The sequence below is a fragment of the Flavobacterium sp. CFBP9031 genome, from assembly GCF_034044945.1.
Taxonomy (GTDB): domain Bacteria; phylum Bacteroidota; class Bacteroidia; order Flavobacteriales; family Flavobacteriaceae; genus Flavobacterium.
Genome location: NZ_JAXCWF010000009.1, coordinates 1 through 21,177, shown reverse-complemented (window position 1 = coordinate 21,177; position 21,177 = coordinate 1). Strand labels below are relative to the sequence as shown.

The window sequence follows — 21,177 nt, the reverse complement described above, 5'->3', positions numbered from 1 at the left end:
CAGACCATTTACTTAAAAAGTAGGCCTATGCTCATAACTAACAGATATTTTTAGTGCTCTTAAGCAGTTAAAATTTTACTTATGTATACTAATAAAAGGATAAATAATTTGAACATGTTACTCAGATTAAAATTAATATCTGATGGCGATAGCAATTATTTGGTTTCGATATCGACTATTTTTCGGCCATTTTCTCCTAGATAATGAACGACTATATTTTCATAAACTTTGTAGCCATCATCAACATTGGTAAAAATGATTAAACCTTGTTTCGTTTTCGGAAGAAGAATAAAAATAGTCTGAACACCTTTATCAGCTCCGCCGTGAGAAAGCGCATAATTTTCGTTTCCTAAATCATAGATTTCAAAACCCAAACCAAAATATTTGTTTTTTTTCGTCTGGACTTGATGCGAAATCATATCGTCAAAAACCTTTTTGCTTAAGCCTTCGCTATTCATTATGCTAGATAAAAATCTGCCATAATCTTCAACTGTAGTCAAAAGATCGTCTGCAGCGCTTGCGGTTTTATTTTTAGTCGGGTCGTAAGCATTACCGTCTTTGTCATAATTAACGGCATATCTCGAAAGATCAATTTTATCATTCCATATAAATTGAGAATCGTTCATCTTTAAAGGATCAAAAACTAATTCTGAAGCCAATTGATCTAATGTTTTGTGAAATTTTTTCTCTAATGCTTTTCGCAGATATTCAAAACCTTCTCCAGAATATTGGTATTGCGTTCCCGGTTTAAATTTGAAATCTAATTTTTTAGATTCATTAAAATCCCTCCAATTCGGAAAACCAGTTTGATGGCTTAAAACAATTCTTGTCGTCAATAATTTATGATTCGGATCTTTAGCAATATCTGGATCAATCCAATATTTATTAAGCGGTTCGTCTAAATTCCATTTTCCTTGCGAAACCAATTTCAAAGCAACAATTGCAGTTACTGGTTTGGTTAGCGAAGCAACATTCCAAATCGTGTTATAAGGTGCGGGAACATCACGTTTCAGATTACCAAAAGTTTTTATTTGCTTCAGTTTTCCATCCGAAATAATTCCAATTCCTAAAGCAGGAACATTATTTTCTTTTAGCCATTTTTCCGTTACCTGATCATTGTCAAAAAGACCAGTTAAGCCCGCCGTAGAACTAGTCATTTGATGATTGTAGCTTAGCGATCTTGCCAATTTCCACTCTTTATTTTTTAAGAGCCAAAGATGAGTGAATTTAGCAAAGCTTCCTGCTTGTTCAGGATTACCAGCAGAAGTTTCATAAAAGCGATGCGTTCCCATTTGAATCGCACCGTATAAAATGCCATTTTTAAACAACGGATAAATTTCGGTAGTTCCAGAAATTAATTCTCTGCGGTAATTGTATTTTCTAGTTGGAGAACAAATACCACTTTTAAAAGTCTTTAGAAATCTCGCTTTATCCGAAACGCTGTCTTTGTCATGATAAAACTCGAAATCTTCAGTATATAAATTTTCGAATTGTTTTACATCGCAAGTATTAAAACCAATATCAAATAAAAGACTGTCTTTTGACATAATAGTTTTATACAAAGCAGAGGTTTTTTCTTCTTGAGAAAAACCAATTTGTATTTGAAAGAATAAAATTCCAACTAAAATACTTTTTAATTGAAACAAAAAGGGATTGATAATTTTCATTTTGATGATTGATTGATGATTATTGATTCTGCAAGAATACTTCAATCAAAAGTACCAAAATTGTATAAAAGCGAAATTTTATCTTTTTTGCGAAAGAAAATACAAATCAGGATTGAACATTTTTGGAGTTGTTTTAGTCACATCTTTAAACTTTCTGATAAAATGCGATTGATCGAAGTATTTATTATAAAGTGCAATTTCGGTTAAACTCATTTTCTCTAAATCGGCGTTCAGCATTTGATCGACCGATTTTCTGAATTTTAAAATCTGAATGTATTTTTTAATCGTAAGTCCAGTCGTCGTTTTAAATTTTATTTGAAGTAAACGCTGTGAAGAATTCAACAACTTTCCGATTTCTGAAACCGAAATTTCATCTTCGCGAAGTCGTATAATTTCACAGATTTTTTCAATTACATTTTGATGCGAATCTGCTAATGCTTCAAAATAAGCATTAATTGTTTTTAATAGTATTTCAATATCAGATTGAATCTCCACTTTAAAAGGCAATTCTGCTGAATTAATTTTAATAATCGAATCTGTAAAATTGCTCAAATCGTATTTAGGAAACAGAGAAAGCGTCCAAGTATGAAGCTGGATTATGGTAACTTTTGCTTTCGGCTGAATATTAACGAGCACTTTATTAGTCATTTGAGAGCAGAAATAAATACCTTCGTTCATTTCGTATTTGTTTTTACTCGTATGAACTTCAATCGAATTGCCGTTAACAATAGCAAGATTAAAACAGCCGTTTGGCAAAACCAATTTATTTTCGATTAGGCTTTCGCCGATGCTGTTGTCTAAGCACCAGATTTTATTGACAAACCGTTCGGTTTTATGACTGACGTAATGTTCTGAATATACCTGCATATTTAAATTTTATTTGCCAATTTGATTTCAAATTTAGACTAAAAATAGAATGAAGTAAAAATGAATGCACATAAAAAACAGGTTTCATTTTATAACTTGAAACCTATTTGAAGAATGTAAGTGGTTAATATTGTATAGAGTAGATTTAAATTTGATTGGAAATTTATCCCTAATTCAAGTTCAAATTTAATTATTATGAAAAAAATCATTCCTTGTTTGTTTTCATTATTTCTTTTTTCAACTGCCTGCAAGAAAGAAACCACAATAAATAATGAAAGCGTTGCTACAGATTTTTCAAGTGTAGATGGCTATGAATTTGTTGGTGGATATCCAACAGAGGCAACTATACAAAAAGCATACTATGATGCCGATCTTAATCGTGCTATACAAACCTATAAATTTTTCTATCCAACAGTTTCTGGCGCAGCAATTGGTCTAGGAAATCTTGAAATTGGAGTAAAAGCCAATTCCGTTTTTGGAACATTGGATACAAAACCAGGACAAATAGGTTATACCTTAAATTCAGACACACCTTATGCTCCAGTAGTTTTGGATTTGTCCAAAGGCCCTATGGTTGTCGAAATTCCGACAGGCCCACTTATCGTAGTGGCTATGGACGTTAATCAGCGCTGGGTTGCCGATATGGGAATTCCAGGGCCAGATGCAGGAAAGGGAGGGAAACACTTAATTCTTCCGTTTGGATATAAAGGAGCAATACCATCTGCCGGATATTATGTTTGGCATGCTTCTTCTGACAATCTAACTGTTGGCGTTCGTTCGCTTCCTGTTGGCGGAGATGTAAAAGGAGCTTTGGAACGCTTAACAACAGTAAAAGTTTATCCGTTTAATAAAACTTCCGACTGGAAAGAGCCAACTTGGCTTCCATTAACAGACAAACCGCAAAATAGTACGCCTTTAAAATATGAGACAACTTTTAAATACTGGGAAGTTTTAAAAGAAGTTATTGATCGTGAACCATCTTATGATGGATATCGTAACTATTACGGAGAATTGGCAGTGCTAGGAATTGCAAAAGGAAAACCTTTTACGCCGGATGAACGTATGAAAAATATACTTTCAAAAGCAGCAAAAATTGCCAATGCTCAAATGCGCGTGCAATCGTTCGCCGATCGTCGTCCAGATCGTATAGTTTGGAAAGACCGCCAATGGGAGTGGGTTGGGCTTCGTCCTGAAAATGGAGATTTTAATACGCAGAATTATGTTGATATAGACGCGAGAGAAACTTGGTTCTACCAAGCAATAGGTGCTTCTCCAGCAATGTTTAGACGTCAGGAAGGCTCTGGGTCTTTATATTGGTTAGGATTGAAAGACAATACAGGGAATTATGTTGATGGAAGTAAAACCTATAAACTTACGCTTCCAACACCTGTACCAGCAAAACTTTTCTGGTCTGCCACAGTTTATGATGCCGAAACAAGAAGTCAGATTGCTACAGATCAAAATAAGGCAGCACTTCGTTCTATGTTTGAGCTTAAAGATAAAATAGGTGGTAAAACAATTGATTTGTATTTTGGACCAAAAGCGCCTGAAGGCAAAGAAGGGCAATGGATAAAAACAATTCCAAATAAAGGTTGGTTTGTTTACATACGTATTTATGGGCCTGAAAAAGCTGCTTTTGATGGAAGCTGGAAACCAGGAGATTTTGAAGAAGTAAAATAAGTCAGTTCTTTAAAAGGTAAATTAATTCAATATAAAACCCAGCTGTAAAGCTGGGTTTTTAGTTTTAGATTTATTTTTTTCCTGTAAATATATCCACAGTAGATGTCTTATTAAAAGGATCATTAAAAAAACTCGTAACAATTAAATTGAATAATTCTGGTTTTTCATAAGCTCCAAAATGTGTTGCGCCAGGCATTACAAAAAAGTTCGAATTCGGAATATTATCAAATATTTCTATAGAATGCTCTAGTCTAATAGCATCTCGATCTCCTGACATTATCAACACAGGACATGTTATTTTCTGTAGATCCTTTTTAGAAATATTAGGCTGTTTTGCCAATAAAGTATATAAGTTTTTTGTGTGAGGATCTTTCGTGGCTTTTAAGGTGTCTAAAACCAATTGATCAATTTCGCTGTAAACTGCTTTTTTTCCAGGATATAAATTAGCTCCAAAAACAGCAATTTTTTCGGTTTTGTCCGGATGATGAATAGCAAGCAATAAACCTAAAATTCCACCATCGCTTTGTCCCCAGATGTAGGCATTTTTTATTTTTAACGAGTCAAGTAAAGCGCTCACATCATCTGCCATTTCGTTATAATTCAATTGCTTGTTAGAAGGATCAATAGATTTTCCGTGCCCTCTGCTGTCAATTGCAATAACCTGATATTGCTTTTTAAAATATTCAATTCTTTTGCTGTGGCCTTTAATAGAACCGCCATTGCCATGAAGTAAAACCAAAGGTTTTCCGGTTCCATAAATTTCGTAGTACATTTTAAAACCGTTAATTTCTTTATAATTTCCAGCTTCCTTGTTGTTGCCATATTTTATTGGTTCTGTTTGAGCATAAATAGCTGCTGCAGATAAAAAGGCCATTAATAGTAAAAGAATTGATTTTTTCATGGTTTTGATTGATTAGTGTGAAATGGATTAAAAAGTAAGACGCGCAATTGTTCAATTTGTTTCACTTTAATACAATCTAATTGGAAAGAGAATGATGATTAGTAAAAGTTCAATTCAATTAAAAACCCCAGCTTTATGGCTGGGGTGTGTTTTTTATTCTTTAAATAATCGTGTGCTACTTTAATAATGTAATGGTGTAATTGTCTTTATTGTATTTGTCGCTAACAATTAATTTTGTATCTAACTCAGAAATAGTTATTTGTAAACTATTTGTAGTTACGTTTACTTCGTTTAAAATTTTATTAATGCTGACCGATTTACTGTTTTTTAAAACTAGTTTAGTACCTTCATTAGAAAAATTTAGTATTAGATTTTTATTCTTAAAATCTAATTTAATTTCAATCGAATTAACTGGAAATGAATGTTCTTCATTTAGAATATTTAGATATTGATTAGGCACTTTTAGAAAGCAACTTTTGTTTGTATTGATAAGAATTTTTTGTTGCAAAACGTCATCAACAGATTCTGTAATATTTTTAGAAAATAATTTACTTAAATTTTCAAAAGTCTTTTTGTCATCAGTTTTCTCTAGTATAAAAGTATTAAAGAGCACTTGGTGAAACTCTTCGTCAAATTGGTCTTTTAAAGATTCAGTTATTTTTTCAATTTTTTCATCAGTATTTAGTTCTTCCTCTTCTCCAAAAACCTCTTTAGGCGAAGGATTATCAAGTTTATATTTACCGTTTATTTTTTTTAGAAAGAGCGAAAATCTTTTTTCAAAAGAAGGCTCAACAAATAAATTTGTCAAAATTTGCTTTACGATTTCCTTATCCGAATACTCATTGATTTCAGTCGCTAGATTAAAATAAGAGAAAGCCGAAAAGGTATTTTTGTCTAAAACAAACTCAGGTTTATATTTTAAATAATCAAAAGAATAATCAACATATAATGTGTGCTCTTTTAAAGGTTTTTTAGTTTTAAAATCTATAAAATAAAGCGATAATCCATTTGTATATGGCAATTCATAATTTAAATCTGATGTAGACTTTAATTTAAATTGATAATTCGAACTGTAAGTATTATTGCCGCCAACAATCAAATCATAAATAAGGATGTCAGAACATAATTTGTCAATAAACATTTTAGCTCTTTTCATCTCCGCAGGAAAATTGTCTTCTATATCATATACGCTTTTGAGCGTGTTTTGAGAGTTTATAGAAATGGAAAAAAAGAATATGAATAATCCAGGCATTAATTTTCTAAAAGTCATTGGGATTTAGTTATGTTAAAAGTCAAAAATAGTGATTTTAGTTTCCTAAAATATATTTTTACTATATTCTCTAAAATAATCCTGTTTAGTATTTTCCCATTCTTCAGAAATAATACTAAAATAAACGTCATCTTTACTTTTTCCCTCAGAATCGACATAATTGTTTCTGAAAACGCCTTCTTTTACAGCGCCTAGTTTTTCAATTGCTTTTTGCGATCTTATATTTTCAAGATCGGCGCTGAATTGTATTCTTCTAAATTGAATTTGTTCGAAACCAAAATTCAGCAATTCAAATTTGCATGCTTGATTTAATCCCGTTCCCTGAAAAGCTTTGCCGTACCAAGTCCATCCAATTTCGCATTTTTGACTTGCGTGATTTAAGTAGCCGTAGCGTGTACTTCCGGCAACTTTGTTAGTTGCTTTGTCAATTATTAAAAAAGGATAACAAATCCCGTTTGCTTTCTGTTTTAATGTACTTTTTATATAGTTTTCGAAATCTTGATCGTTTCGAACATACATTCCCATATATTTCCAGATTTCATCGTCAAATATGATTTCTTTGAGTTCTATATTTCTTTCGTTTTCAAAAGGAATCAAAAGCACTTTCTCGTTTTCTAAAATAATCTCCGATTGGATAATTTCGCTGTTCATGAATTTTGTTTTTTATGGAATGAATTAAATCGAAAGTAAAATTAGTTGTTTAATTTTTGTGAATAAATCGAACAAAATAACAATTTGTTATATTTTTAAAACATCAAAAAACAGGATAATCTTTGTGAATCACTATTTACAAACAATTTGTTCATTTATTTTAAGGCTCATGTACAATTATTAGTTATTTTTACGACCCAATATTAGATTTTCCCTCGATGCAAACATCTTTAAAAATTGCTGTTGTTGGTTCTGGACTTGTAGGATCGTTACTGGCAATTTATCTTAAAAAAGCTGGTCACTCTGTTCATGTCTATGACCGTAGTCCAGATATCCGAAAAATAAATTTTTCTGGCCGTTCTATTAATTTAGCAATGTCCAACCGTGGCTGGAAAGCTTTGGATGCAGTTGGTGTTGGCGATTCGGTTCGAGAAATTGCAATTCCGATGGATAAACGTGCCATTCACTTGGTAGACAAACTAAATTTTCAGAATTACGGTCAAGAAGGAGAATCAATATATTCTATTTCACGAGGAAAACTAAACAGAAAAATGATCGATCTTGCCGAAGAAGCTGGAGCTGAATTTCATTTTGAACAGAAAGTTTGGGACGTTACTTTGAATGATGCTACGCTTCATATTGGCGAAAGTGAAAGAGGCGAGTGGGAAGAAAGAAAGTTCGATATGGTTTTTGGCGCCGATGGCGCTTTCTCTAGAATTCGTCACAGAATGCAGCGCCAGAGCATGTTTAACTATTCTCAGGAATTTTTGAATATGGGATATAAAGAACTAAATATTCCAGCAAATCCAGACGGAACACATAAATTAGATAAAAACTCATTTCATATTTGGCCACGAGGCGAGTACATGTTAATTGCACTTCCTAATCTTGACGGAAGTTTTACTTGTACTTTGTTTATGCCTTTTGAAGGCGAAAACTCATTTGAATCATTAATAGACCGTAAAATGGTAGAAGATTTCTTTGAGAAAAATTTTCCAGACTCGATTGAAGTAATTCCAGAATTGGCAAATGATTTCTTTAAAAATCCAACCAGTACTCTGGTTACCATGAAATGTTTTCCGTGGACTTACGAAAATAAAATTGCCTTAATTGGTGACGCTTGCCATGCCATAGTTCCATTTTACGGACAAGGAATGAATGCGGGTTTTGAAGATATCACTGTTTTGAGCGAAATGATTGAAAAGTACCAAGACGATTGGAAAAAAATATTTTCAGAATATCAGATCTCAAGAAAACCAAATGCAGATGCCATTGCAGAACTTTCATATCGAAATTTCTTAGAAATGAGTACCAAAACAGCAGATGAAAAATTCTTACTGCAAAAGAAAATAGAAAAAGTCTTTTCAGACAAACATCCAGACAAATGGATTCCGCTTTATAGCCGCGTTACTTTTAGTGATCGCCCGTATGCTGAAGCTTTGGCAATCGGAGATTATCAAAACGGAATTATGGAAGAGGTTCTTAGAATGGAAAATATAGAAAACATCTGGGACAGCCCAGAAGTTGAAAACAAGATTTTAGCATTATTAGAGCAGGCTTAAGTTTTTATACCTATTTATATAAGTAAATATAATCTTTACACATAATAATAAACCCGACAGATTTTCAAGAATTTGTCGGGTTTTATATTTTAGGTTGGTTAAGTCCTTTTATTTTTTAAAGATTTTAGTCAAAACTCCAAATACACCTCTTATAAAAGTAGCGCTTGTTACGACTTTTAAAACAGACTTTGTAACAACTTCTGTAGTGCTTGGTCCTGTTTTTGCAGATTTGGTAGGAGCTTGCGCTTCTTGTTGTGCTGCAGCTTCTGTCGCTTCTGCCAGTTTTTTGTTTAAAATTTCAAAAGCACTTTCACGGTCAATTTCTTCGGCATATTTTTTAACTAGTTTAGATTTGCCGTTTATTTCATCAATTTCACTTTGAGATAAAACATCCATTCTGCTCATTGGTGCGCGCATCATGGTCGCAACAAGAGGGGTTGGGATACCTTTTTCGTTAAGCGCCGTAACTAAAGCCTCTCCAATTCCTAAACTCGTTAACAATTCATCTGTCTTATAATAAGGAGAAGTAGGGTAGTTGTCGGCTGTCTTTTTAATTGCCTGACGGTCATTGGCTGTAAAAGCTCTTAGCGCATGCTGAATCTTTAGTCCTAACTGAGCTAAAACACCGCTCGGAACATCCATTGGGTTTTGCGTTACAAAATAAATTCCAACACCTTTAGAACGAATTAATTTCACTATTGTTTCGATTTGCTCTAATAGCGCTTTACTCGCCTCATTAAAAATTAAATGCGCTTCGTCAATAAAGATGACTAATTCTGGTTGCTCTGCATCTCCTTTTTCGGGCATTTTCTGATAAATTTCAGCCAAAAGACTTAACATGAAAGTCGAGAATAATTTTGATTTATCTTGAATATCCGTTAAGCGGATGATATTAACGTAGCCTTTTCCGTTTTCATCAATTCGCATTAAATCATCGGTTTCAAAAGACAATTCGCCAAAAAACAAATCACCGCCTTGCTGCTCTAGTTCTATAATTTTTCTAAGAATGGTTCCTGTTGTGGCAGTTGAGATCTTACCATAACTAGCAGCAATTTCATCTTTACCTTCCTCAGTAATATAATTAATTACTTTTTTGATGTCCTTTAAATCCAATAAAGGCATTTGATTATCATCGCAATATTTAAAGATAACCGCTACAACTCCTGCCTGGGTATCATTTAGGTCTAAAATTCGAGAAAACAGTACAGGGCCAAATTCAGAAACTGTAGCACGTAGACGAACTCCATTCTGTTTAGACAAAGACATTAATTCAACAGGAAATGCAGCTACATTATAAGGTACATTTATTTTAGCATGGCGTTCTGTAATAAAACCCTCTTCTTTACCTTCTTTGGCTATACCGCTAAAATCTCCTTTAATGTCCATCATTAATACAGGAATTCCGGCATTAGAAAGTTGCTCCGAAAAAACCTGGATTGTTTTGGTTTTTCCGGTTCCAGTTGCACCAGCAATTAATCCATGGCGATTTAAAGTTTTCAGCGGAATTTTGACATGTGCTTCCGCAATTGGCTCACCGTCAAGCATTGCGCCTCCAAGTATGATGCTGTCTCCCTTTGAAGAATACCCTGTATTTATATCTGCAATAAAATTCTCTTTTTTATTCATGTTTTTATTTGTAATTTAGATTGTTATATGAGTATTGCTTTGTTTTTGGATACTTTTTATGTGGTTTTTTTTAGTAAGAAAAAGCTTTTTTTGATTGAAAAATTAATAAAAAAAAAATTCGCAGCTTTTTAAGAAGATATCAAAGGAATCTTTGAATATTTACTAAAACGTTGTAATTTTTCTAATTATCGTCCTTTTTTTTGTTTTATTTAAAAAATGACGCCGCCAATTTAATGAGATATTTTTTAAATCGAAGTTAAATTTCGGTCAATTAAATTAAAAAAAGTTTTTTTATTTAAACTAAACGTATAAATTTGCTCCTCTACAAGTTAAATATAACTAAAAAATAAAAATTATTTAAAACTATTAAAATTAAAAAAAATGGCAAACGTTAAAGTTAAAAAAGAAAGCACTTCAAATGGCGGAGGAATGATCACAGGAATCATTATTGTAGCGTGTATCTTAGTAGGGGTGTTTATTTGGAAAGTAATCATGGGGGATTCTGCTAACTTCGAAGGAGGTAATCCAGAAACAGGACATCCAATCAATACATTAGGACAAGTATATAAAGGAGGTTTCATCGTACCAGTATTATTAGGTATGTTTTTAATGGTTGTTGTTTTTTCTATCGAAAGATTTATTGTTATTGGTAAAGCTGCTGGAAAAACTAACCTTGACAAATTCATGAAAAGTGTTCAAGGAAGTATTAAAGAAGGAAACATCGAAGCTGCTATCGCTTCTTGCGATAAACAACAAGGTTCAGTTGCAAACGCAATTAAATCTGCTTTGGTAAAATACCAAGATGTTAAAAAAGAAGGATTCAACAGTGAAGAAGCTTCTGAAGTAATCCACAAAGAAATTGAAGAGGCAACTTCATTAGAAATGCCAATGTTAGAGAAAAACATGACTATTATCTCTACTTTAGTATCTTTAGGTACATTAGGAGGATTGTTAGGAACTGTATCTGGTATGATTAAAGCGTTTGGTGCGTTAGCTTCTGCTGGTACTCCTGACCAAGCTGCTCTTGCAACAGGTATCTCTGAAGCACTTATCAACACTGCTACAGGTATCTCTACTTCTATCTTAGCAATTGTTTCTTACAACTTCTTTACTGCTAAAATTGACGATTTAACTTACTCTATCGATGAGGCTGGTACTACAATCGTGAATACTTACAGAAAATTCAGAGGAAGTTTAAGACAATAATTAATTTTTGATTTTATATCAAAAAAATAAAATAAAAGATAATGGCTAAAATAAAAATGAAAAAAAAGTCTACATCGACAGATATGACTGCGATGTGTGATGTAGCGTTCCTTTTGCTAACGTTCTTTATTTTGACCGCTACTGCTAAAGTGCCTGAGGCATTGCCTGTAGATATGCCTGCTTCTGTTGCAATAAGTAAACTGCCAGATACTGATTTGGCTATTATTACAATAGGAAAAGGGAAAGTATTTTTTGACATCAAAGGAAGAGAAGTTCGTAAAAGAACTCTTGAAGGAATGGGTGCAAAATATGGTATTGAATTTTCAGAAGAAGATAAAACCAAATTTGCTCTTATGGATGATTTTGGTGTGCCAATTACAGGTTTGAAGCAAATCATTGATATGAAAGCGGCTGACAGAACCAAAGCAAACCAGCCTGGAATTCCTTTGGACTCATTAGATAATCAATTAAAAGAATGGCTTCTAATTTCTAGAAGAGCTACAATTGATTTGGATGACAAAGAATTGCAGATTGCGATTAAAGGAGATGCTAAAGAAGAATATCCAAGAATTAGAAAAATTATGGATATTTTGCAAGATCAGAAAATCAATTCCTTTAACTTAGTTACTGGTAAGAGAGGAAGAGACTTTTAATTAAAAAATATACACTAAGATGGCTGAATTAAATACCGGCGACGGCGGTGGTGGTAAAGGTGGTAAAGTAAGAAGTAAAAAGCAGAATTCGAAAGTCGATTTAACAGCGATGGTGGATTTGGCATTCTTATTGATCACATTCTTTATGTTAACTACTTCGTTGTCAAAACCTCAATCGATGGATTTATCATTGCCAAATAAAGATGATAACGAAAAAGATGTTAAGGATACTAAGGTAGACGAGAATCGTACCATGACAGTAATGTTAGGTGGCGATAATAAAATGGTTTACTATATGGGGTTATTGGCAACACCAAAAGTGGGGCCAAAAGATATTGCATATGGTAAAGATGGTATCCGTAGAGAATTGTTAAAACAAAAGAAAAATGTTTTAGCATATTCTGCTGCTTTAGGGAAACCTAAAAACGGAATCATTGTGATCATTAAACCAACTAAAAAATCAAATTACCGTAATTTGGTTGATATCTTGGACGAAATGGCTATCACTGGAGTTGAGACGTATGCAATTGTTCCTGAGTTTACACCAGAAGAAACAAAAGTGATAGATAAAAAATAAGAGCAATCTTAGTTTTATCGACTTAAAAATCAAGAAGTATGAAATTAGATATTATAAAAAATCAGTGGCTTGATATCGTATTCGAAGGACGTAATAAGATATATGGAGCATACGAGCTGAGAAAATCAAACGGAAAAACAACTGTGAAAGCACTTGTTATTGGTTCTCTTATCTTTAGTGCTGCTGTTGCTGCTCCTCTTATCGCGAGTTTGTTGCCAGACTCAACAGAAGAAGAAGAGGTAAAAGAGGTTAAGATGGCTGCGGTAAAATTACCTCCTAAAAAAGAGGAAATTAAGCCTAACATGCCACCGCCACCGCCACCGCCACCAAAAGTGGATCAGGTTAAATTCGTTAAACCTGTGGTTGCAAAAGCGGAAGAAGTAACTGAAGACCCACCAAAAATTGTTGAGTTAAAAGACAAAAAAGTTGGTGCTGAGACTATCAAAGGAGATCCAGATGCAGTTTTAACTGTTGATGAGCCAGTTGGAAAAGGACCAGTAGCAGAGGTGGTACAAGAAGATAACACTGTATATAACACAGCTGGTATCGAAGTAAAACCAGACTTCCCAGGAGGTATTGAGAAATTCTACAAATTCGTAGGAAACAACTACAAAACTCCAGAAGAAGAAGGTTTAAAAGGTAAAGTTTACGTTACGTTTGTAGTTGAAAAAGACGGGTCATTAACAGATATTAAAGTTTTAAGAGATATCGGTTATGGTACAGGAGCAGAAGCAATTCGTGTTCTTAAAAAATGTCCAAAATGGACTCCCGGCGAGCAAAATGGTAAAAAAGTTAGGGTATTATACTCTCTTCCTATTACTATTCAATCTGCAGAATAATGTTAAAAGATATGCTTAATAATATTCAGAAGAAATCGCTCAAAGAGCGATTTCTTCTTGTTTTAGGAATACTGTTTTTTTTAATTTATCTTGTGCTCGGTTTAATGATTATGTTTTGGGAAAAACTCCCACTTAACATGGAACCAAAATACAGATATGCTTTTGGTGGATTACTAATTGTGTACTCTGCAATAAGATTTTTAAGATTAATTAATTCAAAAGAATAATAATTATGTTGAAATATAGTAAGCCTTTAGGTTTGGTTGTTTTTGTCTTTTTGTTTGCCATGTGCAACCAAAAAAGCAAGAATGAAACTGAAAAAGAGACCATTTTGAAAGGATCACTTGATCTTGCGGTTGACGAAACAGTAAAACAAATTGTGGACGATCAGGTTGCTGTTTTTGAAGGTACTTACTATGATGCAAAAATTAAGGTAAAACCAGAATCAGAAGCTGAAGTAATTAATGATTTGTTAAATCAAAAGGCTAAGGTCGCAATTACAACTCGCGATCTAACTGTAGAAGAAAAAGCTCGTTTTGACAAAAGTAAAATTAATCCAAGAGTAACTCCTTTTGCTCATGATGCTATTGCTTTTATTTCAAGCAAAAGCAATAATGATACATTAATCGCGTTGAAAACTGTGATTGATTTCATGCAGGGCAAAACAGATGGCAAAATTAAAGGCCTTGTTTTCGATAATCCTAATTCAAGTACGGTTCGTTACATGAAAGAATTAGCAAAAGTGAATGAAATACCTAAATCGGGAGTTTTCTCATTTAAAACAAATAATGAGGTAATCAAATTTGTTTCAGAAAATGAAGGAATGATTGGTGTTATTGGTATTAATTGGTTTTATCAGCCAACTCCTGATATGACAGAGACTATTAATAAAATTAATGTTCTTTATGTTAAAGGTTTGAACAGTAATGAATATTATAGTCCAACTCAAAATGACTTGGAAATTGGGAAATACCCTTTGGCACGTGATTTGTTTATTATCAATTGTCAAGGTTATTCTGGGCTAGGAATGGGGTTTGCTTCATTCATAGCAGGTGACATTGGCCAAAGAATAATTTTGAAATCAGGCCTGTTACCATACAAAACTCCAGGGCGAAAGCTAAAAATTAGAAATGAAATTATAAAAGATAAAGAATAAATTAATTACAATAAAGATGAATAAATTTAAAATTTTAAGTCTTGCATTAGTTGCTTCGGCTACCGCGGCAAGTGCGCAAGATATCAACCAAGCAAAGAAGGCAATTGATGCTGAACAATTTGATAAAGCAAAAACGATCCTTAAATCAATCATCAAAGCTAAACCTTCAGATGGGGAAGCAAATTTTGTTTTAGGAAATGTTTATTTAAATCAATCAGTTGTCGATTCTGCAAAAATCTATTACAATAATGGATTACAAGCTTCAGATAAGAAAAATTTAAGCTACATTGGTTTAGGACAATTAGACCTTGATGCAAAGAATACTGCTGCTGCTCAAGCTAATTTTACTTTAGCAACCAAAGACATGAAGAAAAAAGATGTAAATGAATTTATTTACATCGCTAGAGCTTATATGAATTCTGAGAATCCAGATTATAAAAGTGCTACTGACATTTTGAAAAGAGCTTTATTGGTAGATCCTCAAAATGCACAAGCGCTTTTGGCAATTGGAGATGCTTACTACGGAGCAAACAACCAAAACGATGCTTACAAAGCATATCGTGATGCTTTTACAGCTGATAATACTTTGTTGAGAGCGAAAATGCAATTAGGAGTTTTATTAAAAGGTGCTAAATCTTACGATGAAGCAATTAAATCTTTTAATGAAGTTATCGCGCTAGATGCTAATTACGGACCAGTTTACAGAGAACTTGCTGAAACATACTACAAATGGGCAAGAAACAAACCTTCTACTGCTAAAGTTAACTTGCAAAATGCAATTACAAACTACGAGAAGTACTTAAGTTTGACAGATTACTCTCTTGATTCTAAAATGCGTCATGCAGATTTCTTAATCTTGGTTAAAGATTACAAACAATTAGAAACTGTTGCAAACAAAATGATTGCTCAGGATAAAGTAAATCCTAGAATCTACAGATATTTAGGATATGCTGCTTACGAAAATGGAAATGTTGATGTAGCTATTAAATCTATTGAAGATTACATTAAAGCTCCAGGAAACAAAGTTATCGGTAGAGATTACTACTATTTAGGTCTAGCTAAAATCAAAAAAGGAACTGCAGCTGATGGTACAGTAGATCAAGCAGCTTTTGATGCAGGTTTAGCTGATATCAAAAAAGCAGTTGAATTAGAGCCTTTAGTAGTAGAAGAATTCGCTGATTTTGGAAAAGAGTTATTTGGTAAAAAGCAATACGCACAAGCTGCTGCTATTTTTGAACTTGGAGCAGGTAATTCTGAGTCTAAAAATTACTTAGATGACAGCGTTTATTATGGAATTTCTTTATACTATGGTAATGCTAGTAAACCAAAGGAAAGCCGTGATACTGTTGCTTTAGGGAAAGCTGATGCAGCTTTTGATAAAATTTTAGTAACTGCTCCTAGCTATGATGAAGCATACTTGTACAAAGCAAGAATTAATTCGTTATTGGATAAAGATGATTTAATCATTAAAAACTACGAAGAATACGTTACTAAAATTTCAGCAAAAGGTGCTGAAGAAGTGGCTAAGCCAGCTGTAACTAAGAAATTTATTGAAGCTTACAATGGTATTGGTGCAGCTTATGCTAATACAGATAAAGCTAAAGCTATTGAATATTTTAATAAAACTTTAGTTTTAGATCCTGCAAATTCATATGCTACACAATCTATAAAAGCTTTAAAATAATTAGAAAATTTAAAGAGAATATAAAAACCGATAGTTCAAAAAACTATCGGTTTTTTTGTTCCGTATATTATTGACTATCTTTGCACTCTTAAAATATTAAAATGTTACCAAAAGAAATACAATTAGAAGTAAATAAAGGAGCAATGCTTCCTTTGATGGAAGAGTTTTATACCATCCAAGGAGAAGGTTCACATACAGGACGAGCTGCTTATTTTATTAGAATTGGTGGATGCGATGTAGGATGTCATTGGTGTGACGTGAAAGAAAGCTGGAACGCCGAGCTTCATCCGCCAACAAGTGTGGATTTAATTGTTGAAAATGCTGCAAAATATGCCGATACTGTTGTAGTGACTGGTGGAGAGCCTTTATCTTGGGATATGACATTTTTAACAAAACGATTAAAAGAAAAGAATCTAAAAGTTCATATTGAAACTTCTGGAGCTTTTCCATTATCAGGAACTTGGGATTGGATTTGTCTTTCGCCAAAAAAGAACAAACTGCCAACACAAACCGTGTATGATAATGCTCATGAGTTAAAAGTGATTATTTATAATAAACACGATTTTATTTTTGCAGAAGAGCAGGCAGAATTAGTAAACGATAATGCAATTTTATTCCTTCAGCCAGAATGGAGCAAAAAAGAAGAAATGACTCCGCTTATTGTTGATTATGTAATGAACAATCCAAAATGGAGGGTTTCATTGCAGACACATAAGTATCTTAATATACCATAAAACAAAAAATCTCTTCTATTGAAGAGATTTTTTGTTTTATACAAGTATACAGTTTTGTGTAAAAAGTAAACGCCAGATTATCTCCAGTTTTTATAGTTTTTCAAAGCGGTAATATGCGCCAGGTGGTGGTTTCCGTGCCAAGCATACATTCCGATAATTTTTTTGAGTTTGTTTTCCGAATTATCTGAAGGATGTATAAACGTTTTTTCTAAATCAGATTCAGATAAATTTTTCATAAGATAGCCTAGTCTGAAATGAAGTCCTTTCAATAATTCCAAAGTTGGTTGAATAGGCATTGTTAAGCTATCCTTTAATTCAGACCAAAGAACTTCGTCATAAGCTTTGATAACGGGATTGTTCTCTGTTAATGTCCACTTAATTCTGATAAAACAATTCATATGACTTTCTGCGCAATGATGAATGACTTGTCTAACAGTCCATCCGTCAGGACGATAGGGCGTGTCTAATTGTTCATCTGTTAAATGAATAGTTTCTTTTGCTAATCTTTCTGGAAGAGTTTCAATTTCTTTAATTTTTTCAGAAAGATATTCTGCTGAAAAAATTTCTGGAGCAATAAATTTTCCGACAGGATATTTTAATTTCTCTAAATCTAGTTCTTTCATAGGTTTTTTATGGTTTGTTTTTAAATGGTAAGTCTAGCTAAATAATCATAATGCTCGCCCTCTAGAACAAGTTCACAATTTAAATCATTGGCAATCGCTGCATTTTGAAGCGTGTTATAATCCAAATACAACCAATCAAAAGGTTCTTCTTTTTCTCCTTTATAGCTAATATTAAAAACGAGCTCTCCATAATAATCATTTTCAGACGGAATCCATTTTCCGCCATCTTCATCCTCATCAAACATATAAATGATATCCGAGCTGTCAATTAAAATTTGTCCGCCAGGATTTAAAAGAGATTTTAGTTTAGTTAAATAGGAATTGCAGTTTTTTAACTGGCCAAAAATTCCTGTTCCGTTCATTAGAAGTAAAATTGTATCGAATTTTTCTCCATCAAAATCGAGAATATTTTCAACTTTAGCGTTTTTTATTCCTCGAAGACGGCAAGTCTCAATTGCTTTTTCAGAAATATCAATAGCGGTTACATTTAAACTGCGTTCATTTTGCAGGGATAAAGCATGACTTCCAGCTCCGCACCCTACATCCAATATTTTTCCTTTTGCCAATTGCAAAGCCTTTTGCTCAATTTTAGGCATTTCGTTATAAGAGCGGAAAAGATATTCGACACTCATTTCATCTTCTTCAGAAATAGAAGTTTCAGTAATAATGTCTTCAGGTGAATTTTTGGTGTAAAAATCAAATATTGCTTTCCCAAAAAGATCTTTCATTGTTTTAGTTCAAAGTTTAAGGTTTCAAGTTCAAAGTTGTTTAATTTTGCAAATCAACTTTAAATACTAAACTTGAAACAGATTTTAAATAATTTAAGTAAGTTAGCCAAAGATAAGCATAACGAGAATAAAAAGTATTTTGATAAGCTTAAAAAGAAACCGCCAAAGAATTTAGATTACATTATGCAGGATTTGCATGATGCCGAATTTAAAAGGACGGATTGCTTGAAGTGTGCTAATTGCTGTAAAACGACAGGACCATTGTTTACTTTGGCAGATATAGAACGAATTTCTAAACACTTTAGACAAAAGCCTCAGCAATTTATTGATCAGTACTTGCGAATTGATGAAGACAAAGATTATGTTTTGCAAAGTGTTCCATGTACGTTTTTAGATAATGAAAATTATTGTATGATTTATGATGTTCGTCCGAAAGCCTGTAGAGAGTTTCCTCACACAGATCGAAACAAATTTTATCAGATTTCTAATTTAACTTTGAAAAACGTCGAAATTTGTCCAGCAGCATTCAACATCGTCGAGGAAATGAAAAAGAAGCTGCCGTTATAATGGAATAAACAGGCAATTGTTTCTACGAATATCTTGATTTCCTTTTTTAAGATGTATTTTTGAGAAAGGAAATAATTAAACAACATAAAGAAAACTCATAATTTGAATTTAGAATATTTCATAGCCAAAAGACTTATTACTGCAAAAGATTATAAAAGCAGTATCTCGGCGCCGATTATAAAAATTGCGATTTCTGCAATTGCAATCGGAATAATCATGATGATGGTTTCTGTTGCCACGGGAATAGGCTTGCAAAAGAAAATTCGCGATAAAGTTTCTGCTTTTAATGGCCAAATCATAATTTCTAATTATGACAATAATAATTCAGAAGTTACAACAGTTCCAATTTCAAAGCAACAAGATTTTTATCCTAATTTTAAGTCAGTTCCAGAAGTAAGCCATATCCAAGCAGTGACCAGTAAAGCTGGAATAATTAGAACAGAAAATGCTTTTGAAGGAATTATATTTAAAGGTGTAGGAGCAGATTACGATTGGAATAATATTAAAGAATATATTGTTGAAGGTAAACTTCCAGATTTTGCAAAAGCATTGAATGAAGATGTTATTATTTCAAGATTTCTTGCAGATCGTTTAAATTTAAAAATTGGAGACCAATTCAATACTTTTTTTATAAAAGAAGAGCAAGGTAAGCTTCCCAATAGCCGTAGATTTAAGATTGTCGGAATATTTAATTCTGGATTCCAAGATTTTGATGCAACATATATTATTGGAGATATTCGCCATATTCAAAGAATCAATAAGTGGAGTGAGAGCCAAGTTGGAGCATTTGAGATTTTTGTGAAGGATTTTAATGAAATTAAATCCACAGGAAATAAAATTTACGAAAAAACCTCTTCTAATCTAGATACACAAACCATTGTAGAAAAATACAGTTATATTTTTGACTGGCTTAAGCTATTTGATTTTAATATAGTAATCATTTTAGGGGTCATGATTCTTGTGGCAACAATTAATATGGTAGTGGCATTGCTGGTTCTCATTTTAGAAAGAACTCAAATGATTGGAATTTTAAAATCAATGGGGGCCAATAACTGGTCAGTACGTAAGATATTTTTATATAATGCCTTTTATCTAATTCTGCGTGGACTATTCTGGGGAAATTTGATCGGAATTTCAATTCTGTTAATACAGCAGCAATTCGGTATAATTAAGCTCAATCCTGAAAACTATTATGTAAATCAAGCACCAGTTTATCTAAATTGGATGTATATACTATTGTTAAACCTGCTTACGGTTGGTGTTTGTTTCTTGGTGCTATTAATACCTTCTTATATAATAACAAAAATATCACCTGTAAAAGCGATCCGTTTCGACTAATTAAAAAGTAAAGCACAATATCCAACCCGACAGTTTTTCAAAACCAGTCGGGTTTATTGTTTATACATATATATAAGGAGAAAATCTAGCTTGTCCGTCTGAGTGAAGCCGAAGCCATTTTCGCGGCAGCATTTGGAATTTTGGATTTTAAAAAATTGAGATTTGGCATTTATCAGGAGCTGTTTCCCGCTATCCGCTCCAATCTTTTGTGCCGAACCCCGGCACAAAAGGATTTCCGCTTCTATCGGGGCTAGGGCGCCGGTTTTCAGAGGCGGCTTAGAGGGGAAAAGGGCGGGTTTTGGAAGGGAGGGAGGGAAAAGCTTCGCGCCTCTGCGCCTTTGGGGGATTAAAAACGGAAGATGTCTGCTTTTGAAAACATGGAATTTCTTCAAAAAATGGGCTTAAAGGCTGAAAACCCCATAAAAAGCGAATGCCGAAACGGGCGGAAAATGCCAAAACAATGGAGCAGTGCAGAAAAACCCTACAAGGCTTAAAAAAAGTTTGTGCTGTAAACGGCGAGTTATTAGAATGTTAAGAAAAACATGGAAAAAATATCAAAAAAACTCTTTGAAAAAGCTTGCGCAAGCGGAAAAAGGTTCTACTTTTGCACCCGCAACAGCGAAGGCGTTCATCGAAATACTGGCAGGAAAGGAGAATCGGACGGAAAGAAATTTTCAAAAAAAAAGATTCGAAAAAGCTTGCGAGATTTGAAAATGCTTTCTACATTTGCACCCCGCAAAACACGGAAAGTTCATTGATAGACTGGGAGGAAAACAAAAGAAATGAGGCGAAAAAAAAGCTTCAAAAATTTTTCAAGTTTTTCTTGCAGGAAACAAAAAGAAGTTTTA

At 33.2% G+C, this 21,177-nt stretch carries 21 protein-coding genes; 13 read left to right on the top strand and 8 right to left on the bottom strand.

Annotation, left to right across the window (positions count from 1 at the left end; genetic code table 11):
• Positions 1 to 155: 155 nt before the first annotated feature.
• On the bottom strand, positions 156 to 1,667 hold the full coding sequence (locus SOM12_RS15425) for a serine hydrolase (protein WP_320494089.1): 1,512 nt from the start codon (positions 1,665 to 1,667) through the stop codon (positions 156 to 158).
• A 78-nt stretch (positions 1,668 to 1,745) separates the two neighbouring features.
• A complete protein-coding gene (locus tag SOM12_RS15420; protein WP_320494088.1) occupies positions 1,746 to 2,534 on the bottom strand; it encodes an AraC family transcriptional regulator in 789 nt (262 codons plus the stop codon).
• A 195-nt stretch (positions 2,535 to 2,729) separates the two neighbouring features.
• Between SOM12_RS15420 and SOM12_RS15415 the strand changes: the two genes are divergently transcribed.
• On the top strand, positions 2,730 to 4,214 hold the full coding sequence (locus SOM12_RS15415) for a DUF1254 domain-containing protein (protein ID WP_320494087.1): 1,485 nt from the start codon (positions 2,730 to 2,732) through the stop codon (positions 4,212 to 4,214).
• Positions 4,215 to 4,284: 70 nt separating this feature from the next.
• Here SOM12_RS15415 and SOM12_RS15410 read toward each other — a convergent pair whose 3' ends face one another.
• From SOM12_RS15410 to SOM12_RS15400, 3 genes are all read right to left on the bottom strand, one after another.
• On the bottom strand, positions 4,285 to 5,115 hold the full coding sequence (locus SOM12_RS15410; RefSeq protein ID WP_320494086.1) for an alpha/beta hydrolase: 831 nt from the start codon (positions 5,113 to 5,115) through the stop codon (positions 4,285 to 4,287).
• A 175-nt stretch (positions 5,116 to 5,290) separates the two neighbouring features.
• Entirely contained in the window at positions 5,291 to 6,385 is a 1,095-nt protein-coding gene (locus tag SOM12_RS15405; RefSeq protein ID WP_320494085.1) for a hypothetical protein, read from the bottom strand.
• A gap of 45 nt (positions 6,386 to 6,430) precedes the next feature.
• Positions 6,431 to 7,036 carry a GNAT family protein gene (locus SOM12_RS15400; protein ID WP_320494084.1) on the bottom strand — a complete coding sequence of 202 codons (606 nt, stop codon included), beginning with the start codon at positions 7,034 to 7,036 and terminating at the stop codon, positions 6,431 to 6,433.
• Between the two features lie 218 nt (positions 7,037 to 7,254).
• Here SOM12_RS15400 and SOM12_RS15395 point away from each other — a divergent pair, with 218 nt between their 5' ends.
• Positions 7,255 to 8,598 (top strand): FAD-dependent oxidoreductase, encoded by a 1,344-nt coding sequence (locus tag SOM12_RS15395; RefSeq protein ID WP_250835044.1) that lies wholly within the window; start codon positions 7,255 to 7,257, stop codon positions 8,596 to 8,598.
• A 108-nt stretch (positions 8,599 to 8,706) separates the two neighbouring features.
• On the opposite strand, the gene SOM12_RS15390 is transcribed toward SOM12_RS15395, so the two are convergent.
• The gene (locus SOM12_RS15390; RefSeq protein WP_320494082.1) at positions 8,707 to 10,224 is read right to left on the bottom strand and encodes a helicase HerA-like domain-containing protein; all 1,518 of its coding nucleotides are present in this window, start codon (positions 10,222 to 10,224) and stop codon (positions 8,707 to 8,709) included.
• 381 nt (positions 10,225 to 10,605) lie between these two features.
• Between SOM12_RS15390 and SOM12_RS15385 the strand changes: the two genes are divergently transcribed.
• The 8 genes from SOM12_RS15385 (at position 10,606) to SOM12_RS15350 (ending at position 17,073) form a co-directional block, all read left to right on the top strand.
• The gene (locus SOM12_RS15385) at positions 10,606 to 11,430 is read left to right on the top strand and encodes a MotA/TolQ/ExbB proton channel family protein (RefSeq protein ID WP_008464979.1); all 825 of its coding nucleotides are present in this window, start codon (positions 10,606 to 10,608) and stop codon (positions 11,428 to 11,430) included.
• Positions 11,431 to 11,471: 41 nt separating this feature from the next.
• The gene (locus SOM12_RS15380; protein WP_095928222.1) at positions 11,472 to 12,083 is read left to right on the top strand and encodes an ExbD/TolR family protein; all 612 of its coding nucleotides are present in this window, start codon (positions 11,472 to 11,474) and stop codon (positions 12,081 to 12,083) included.
• Between the two features lie 19 nt (positions 12,084 to 12,102).
• Positions 12,103 to 12,660: an ExbD/TolR family protein gene (locus SOM12_RS15375; RefSeq protein WP_095928221.1), complete on the top strand. Its 558-nt coding sequence runs from the start codon at positions 12,103 to 12,105 to the stop codon at positions 12,658 to 12,660.
• Between the two features lie 38 nt (positions 12,661 to 12,698).
• The gene (locus SOM12_RS15370) at positions 12,699 to 13,499 is read left to right on the top strand and encodes an energy transducer TonB (protein ID WP_095928220.1); all 801 of its coding nucleotides are present in this window, start codon (positions 12,699 to 12,701) and stop codon (positions 13,497 to 13,499) included.
• Positions 13,499 to 13,726: a hypothetical protein gene (locus SOM12_RS15365; protein ID WP_095928219.1), complete on the top strand. Its 228-nt coding sequence runs from the start codon at positions 13,499 to 13,501 to the stop codon at positions 13,724 to 13,726. Before SOM12_RS15370 ends, SOM12_RS15365 begins: the two co-directional genes overlap by 1 nt.
• Positions 13,727 to 13,731: 5 nt before the next feature.
• Positions 13,732 to 14,655: a substrate-binding domain-containing protein gene (locus SOM12_RS15360; protein ID WP_320494081.1), complete on the top strand. Its 924-nt coding sequence runs from the start codon at positions 13,732 to 13,734 to the stop codon at positions 14,653 to 14,655.
• A gap of 16 nt (positions 14,656 to 14,671) precedes the next feature.
• The gene (locus tag SOM12_RS15355; RefSeq protein WP_320494079.1) at positions 14,672 to 16,339 is read left to right on the top strand and encodes a tetratricopeptide repeat protein; all 1,668 of its coding nucleotides are present in this window, start codon (positions 14,672 to 14,674) and stop codon (positions 16,337 to 16,339) included.
• 101 nt (positions 16,340 to 16,440) lie between these two features.
• The gene (locus tag SOM12_RS15350; RefSeq protein ID WP_248728404.1) at positions 16,441 to 17,073 is read left to right on the top strand and encodes a 7-carboxy-7-deazaguanine synthase QueE; all 633 of its coding nucleotides are present in this window, start codon (positions 16,441 to 16,443) and stop codon (positions 17,071 to 17,073) included.
• A 77-nt stretch (positions 17,074 to 17,150) separates the two neighbouring features.
• Here the strand turns inward: SOM12_RS15350 and SOM12_RS15345 are convergent, their stop codons facing one another.
• Both SOM12_RS15345 and SOM12_RS15340 read right to left on the bottom strand, forming a co-directional pair.
• Positions 17,151 to 17,696 (bottom strand): YfiT family bacillithiol transferase, encoded by a 546-nt coding sequence (locus SOM12_RS15345; protein ID WP_320494076.1) that lies wholly within the window; start codon positions 17,694 to 17,696, stop codon positions 17,151 to 17,153.
• A 20-nt stretch (positions 17,697 to 17,716) separates the two neighbouring features.
• Entirely contained in the window at positions 17,717 to 18,424 is a 708-nt protein-coding gene (locus SOM12_RS15340; RefSeq protein WP_095928214.1) for a class I SAM-dependent methyltransferase, read from the bottom strand.
• A gap of 72 nt (positions 18,425 to 18,496) precedes the next feature.
• On the opposite strand from SOM12_RS15340, the gene SOM12_RS15335 reads away from it, so the two are divergent.
• The 3 genes from SOM12_RS15335 to SOM12_RS15325 form a co-directional block, all read left to right on the top strand.
• The gene (locus SOM12_RS15335) at positions 18,497 to 18,991 is read left to right on the top strand and encodes a YkgJ family cysteine cluster protein (RefSeq protein ID WP_198855503.1); all 495 of its coding nucleotides are present in this window, start codon (positions 18,497 to 18,499) and stop codon (positions 18,989 to 18,991) included.
• Positions 18,992 to 19,093: 102 nt separating this feature from the next.
• Positions 19,094 to 20,329, top strand: coding sequence for an ABC transporter permease (locus SOM12_RS15330; protein WP_320494075.1), 1,236 nt, complete (start codon positions 19,094 to 19,096; stop codon positions 20,327 to 20,329).
• Between the two features lie 604 nt (positions 20,330 to 20,933).
• Positions 20,934 to 21,177 (top strand): hypothetical protein (locus SOM12_RS15325; protein WP_320494074.1); only part of this gene is annotated, 244 nt, incomplete at its 3' end.

What these genes read in the sequence shown, in the direction of transcription:
- SOM12_RS15410 (WP_320494086.1), bottom strand. Translation starts at nt 5,115, where the DNA reads ATGAAAAAATCAATTCTTTTACTATTAATGGCCTTTTTATCTGCAGCA.
- SOM12_RS15420 (WP_320494088.1), bottom strand. Translation starts at nt 2,534, where the DNA reads ATGCAGGTATATTCAGAACATTACGTCAGTCATAAAACCGAACGGTTT.
- SOM12_RS15345 (WP_320494076.1), bottom strand. Translation starts at nt 17,696, where the DNA reads ATGAAAGAACTAGATTTAGAGAAATTAAAATATCCTGTCGGAAAATTT.
- SOM12_RS15355 (WP_320494079.1), top strand. Translation starts at nt 14,672, where the DNA reads ATGAATAAATTTAAAATTTTAAGTCTTGCATTAGTTGCTTCGGCTACC.
- SOM12_RS15425 (WP_320494089.1), bottom strand. Translation starts at nt 1,667, where the DNA reads ATGAAAATTATCAATCCCTTTTTGTTTCAATTAAAAAGTATTTTAGTT.
- SOM12_RS15395 (WP_250835044.1), top strand. Translation starts at nt 7,255, where the DNA reads ATGCAAACATCTTTAAAAATTGCTGTTGTTGGTTCTGGACTTGTAGGA.
- SOM12_RS15365 (WP_095928219.1), top strand. Translation starts at nt 13,499, where the DNA reads ATGTTAAAAGATATGCTTAATAATATTCAGAAGAAATCGCTCAAAGAG.
- SOM12_RS15350 (WP_248728404.1), top strand. Translation starts at nt 16,441, where the DNA reads ATGTTACCAAAAGAAATACAATTAGAAGTAAATAAAGGAGCAATGCTT.
- SOM12_RS15370 (WP_095928220.1), top strand. Translation starts at nt 12,699, where the DNA reads ATGAAATTAGATATTATAAAAAATCAGTGGCTTGATATCGTATTCGAA.
- SOM12_RS15400 (WP_320494084.1), bottom strand. Translation starts at nt 7,036, where the DNA reads ATGAACAGCGAAATTATCCAATCGGAGATTATTTTAGAAAACGAGAAA.
- SOM12_RS15340 (WP_095928214.1), bottom strand. Translation starts at nt 18,424, where the DNA reads ATGAAAGATCTTTTTGGGAAAGCAATATTTGATTTTTACACCAAAAAT.
- SOM12_RS15375 (WP_095928221.1), top strand. Translation starts at nt 12,103, where the DNA reads ATGGCTGAATTAAATACCGGCGACGGCGGTGGTGGTAAAGGTGGTAAA.
- SOM12_RS15360 (WP_320494081.1), top strand. Translation starts at nt 13,732, where the DNA reads ATGTTGAAATATAGTAAGCCTTTAGGTTTGGTTGTTTTTGTCTTTTTG.
- SOM12_RS15380 (WP_095928222.1), top strand. Translation starts at nt 11,472, where the DNA reads ATGGCTAAAATAAAAATGAAAAAAAAGTCTACATCGACAGATATGACT.
- SOM12_RS15385 (WP_008464979.1), top strand. Translation starts at nt 10,606, where the DNA reads ATGGCAAACGTTAAAGTTAAAAAAGAAAGCACTTCAAATGGCGGAGGA.
- SOM12_RS15390 (WP_320494082.1), bottom strand. Translation starts at nt 10,224, where the DNA reads ATGAATAAAAAAGAGAATTTTATTGCAGATATAAATACAGGGTATTCT.
- SOM12_RS15415 (WP_320494087.1), top strand. Translation starts at nt 2,730, where the DNA reads ATGAAAAAAATCATTCCTTGTTTGTTTTCATTATTTCTTTTTTCAACT.
- SOM12_RS15405 (WP_320494085.1), bottom strand. Translation starts at nt 6,385, where the DNA reads ATGACTTTTAGAAAATTAATGCCTGGATTATTCATATTCTTTTTTTCC.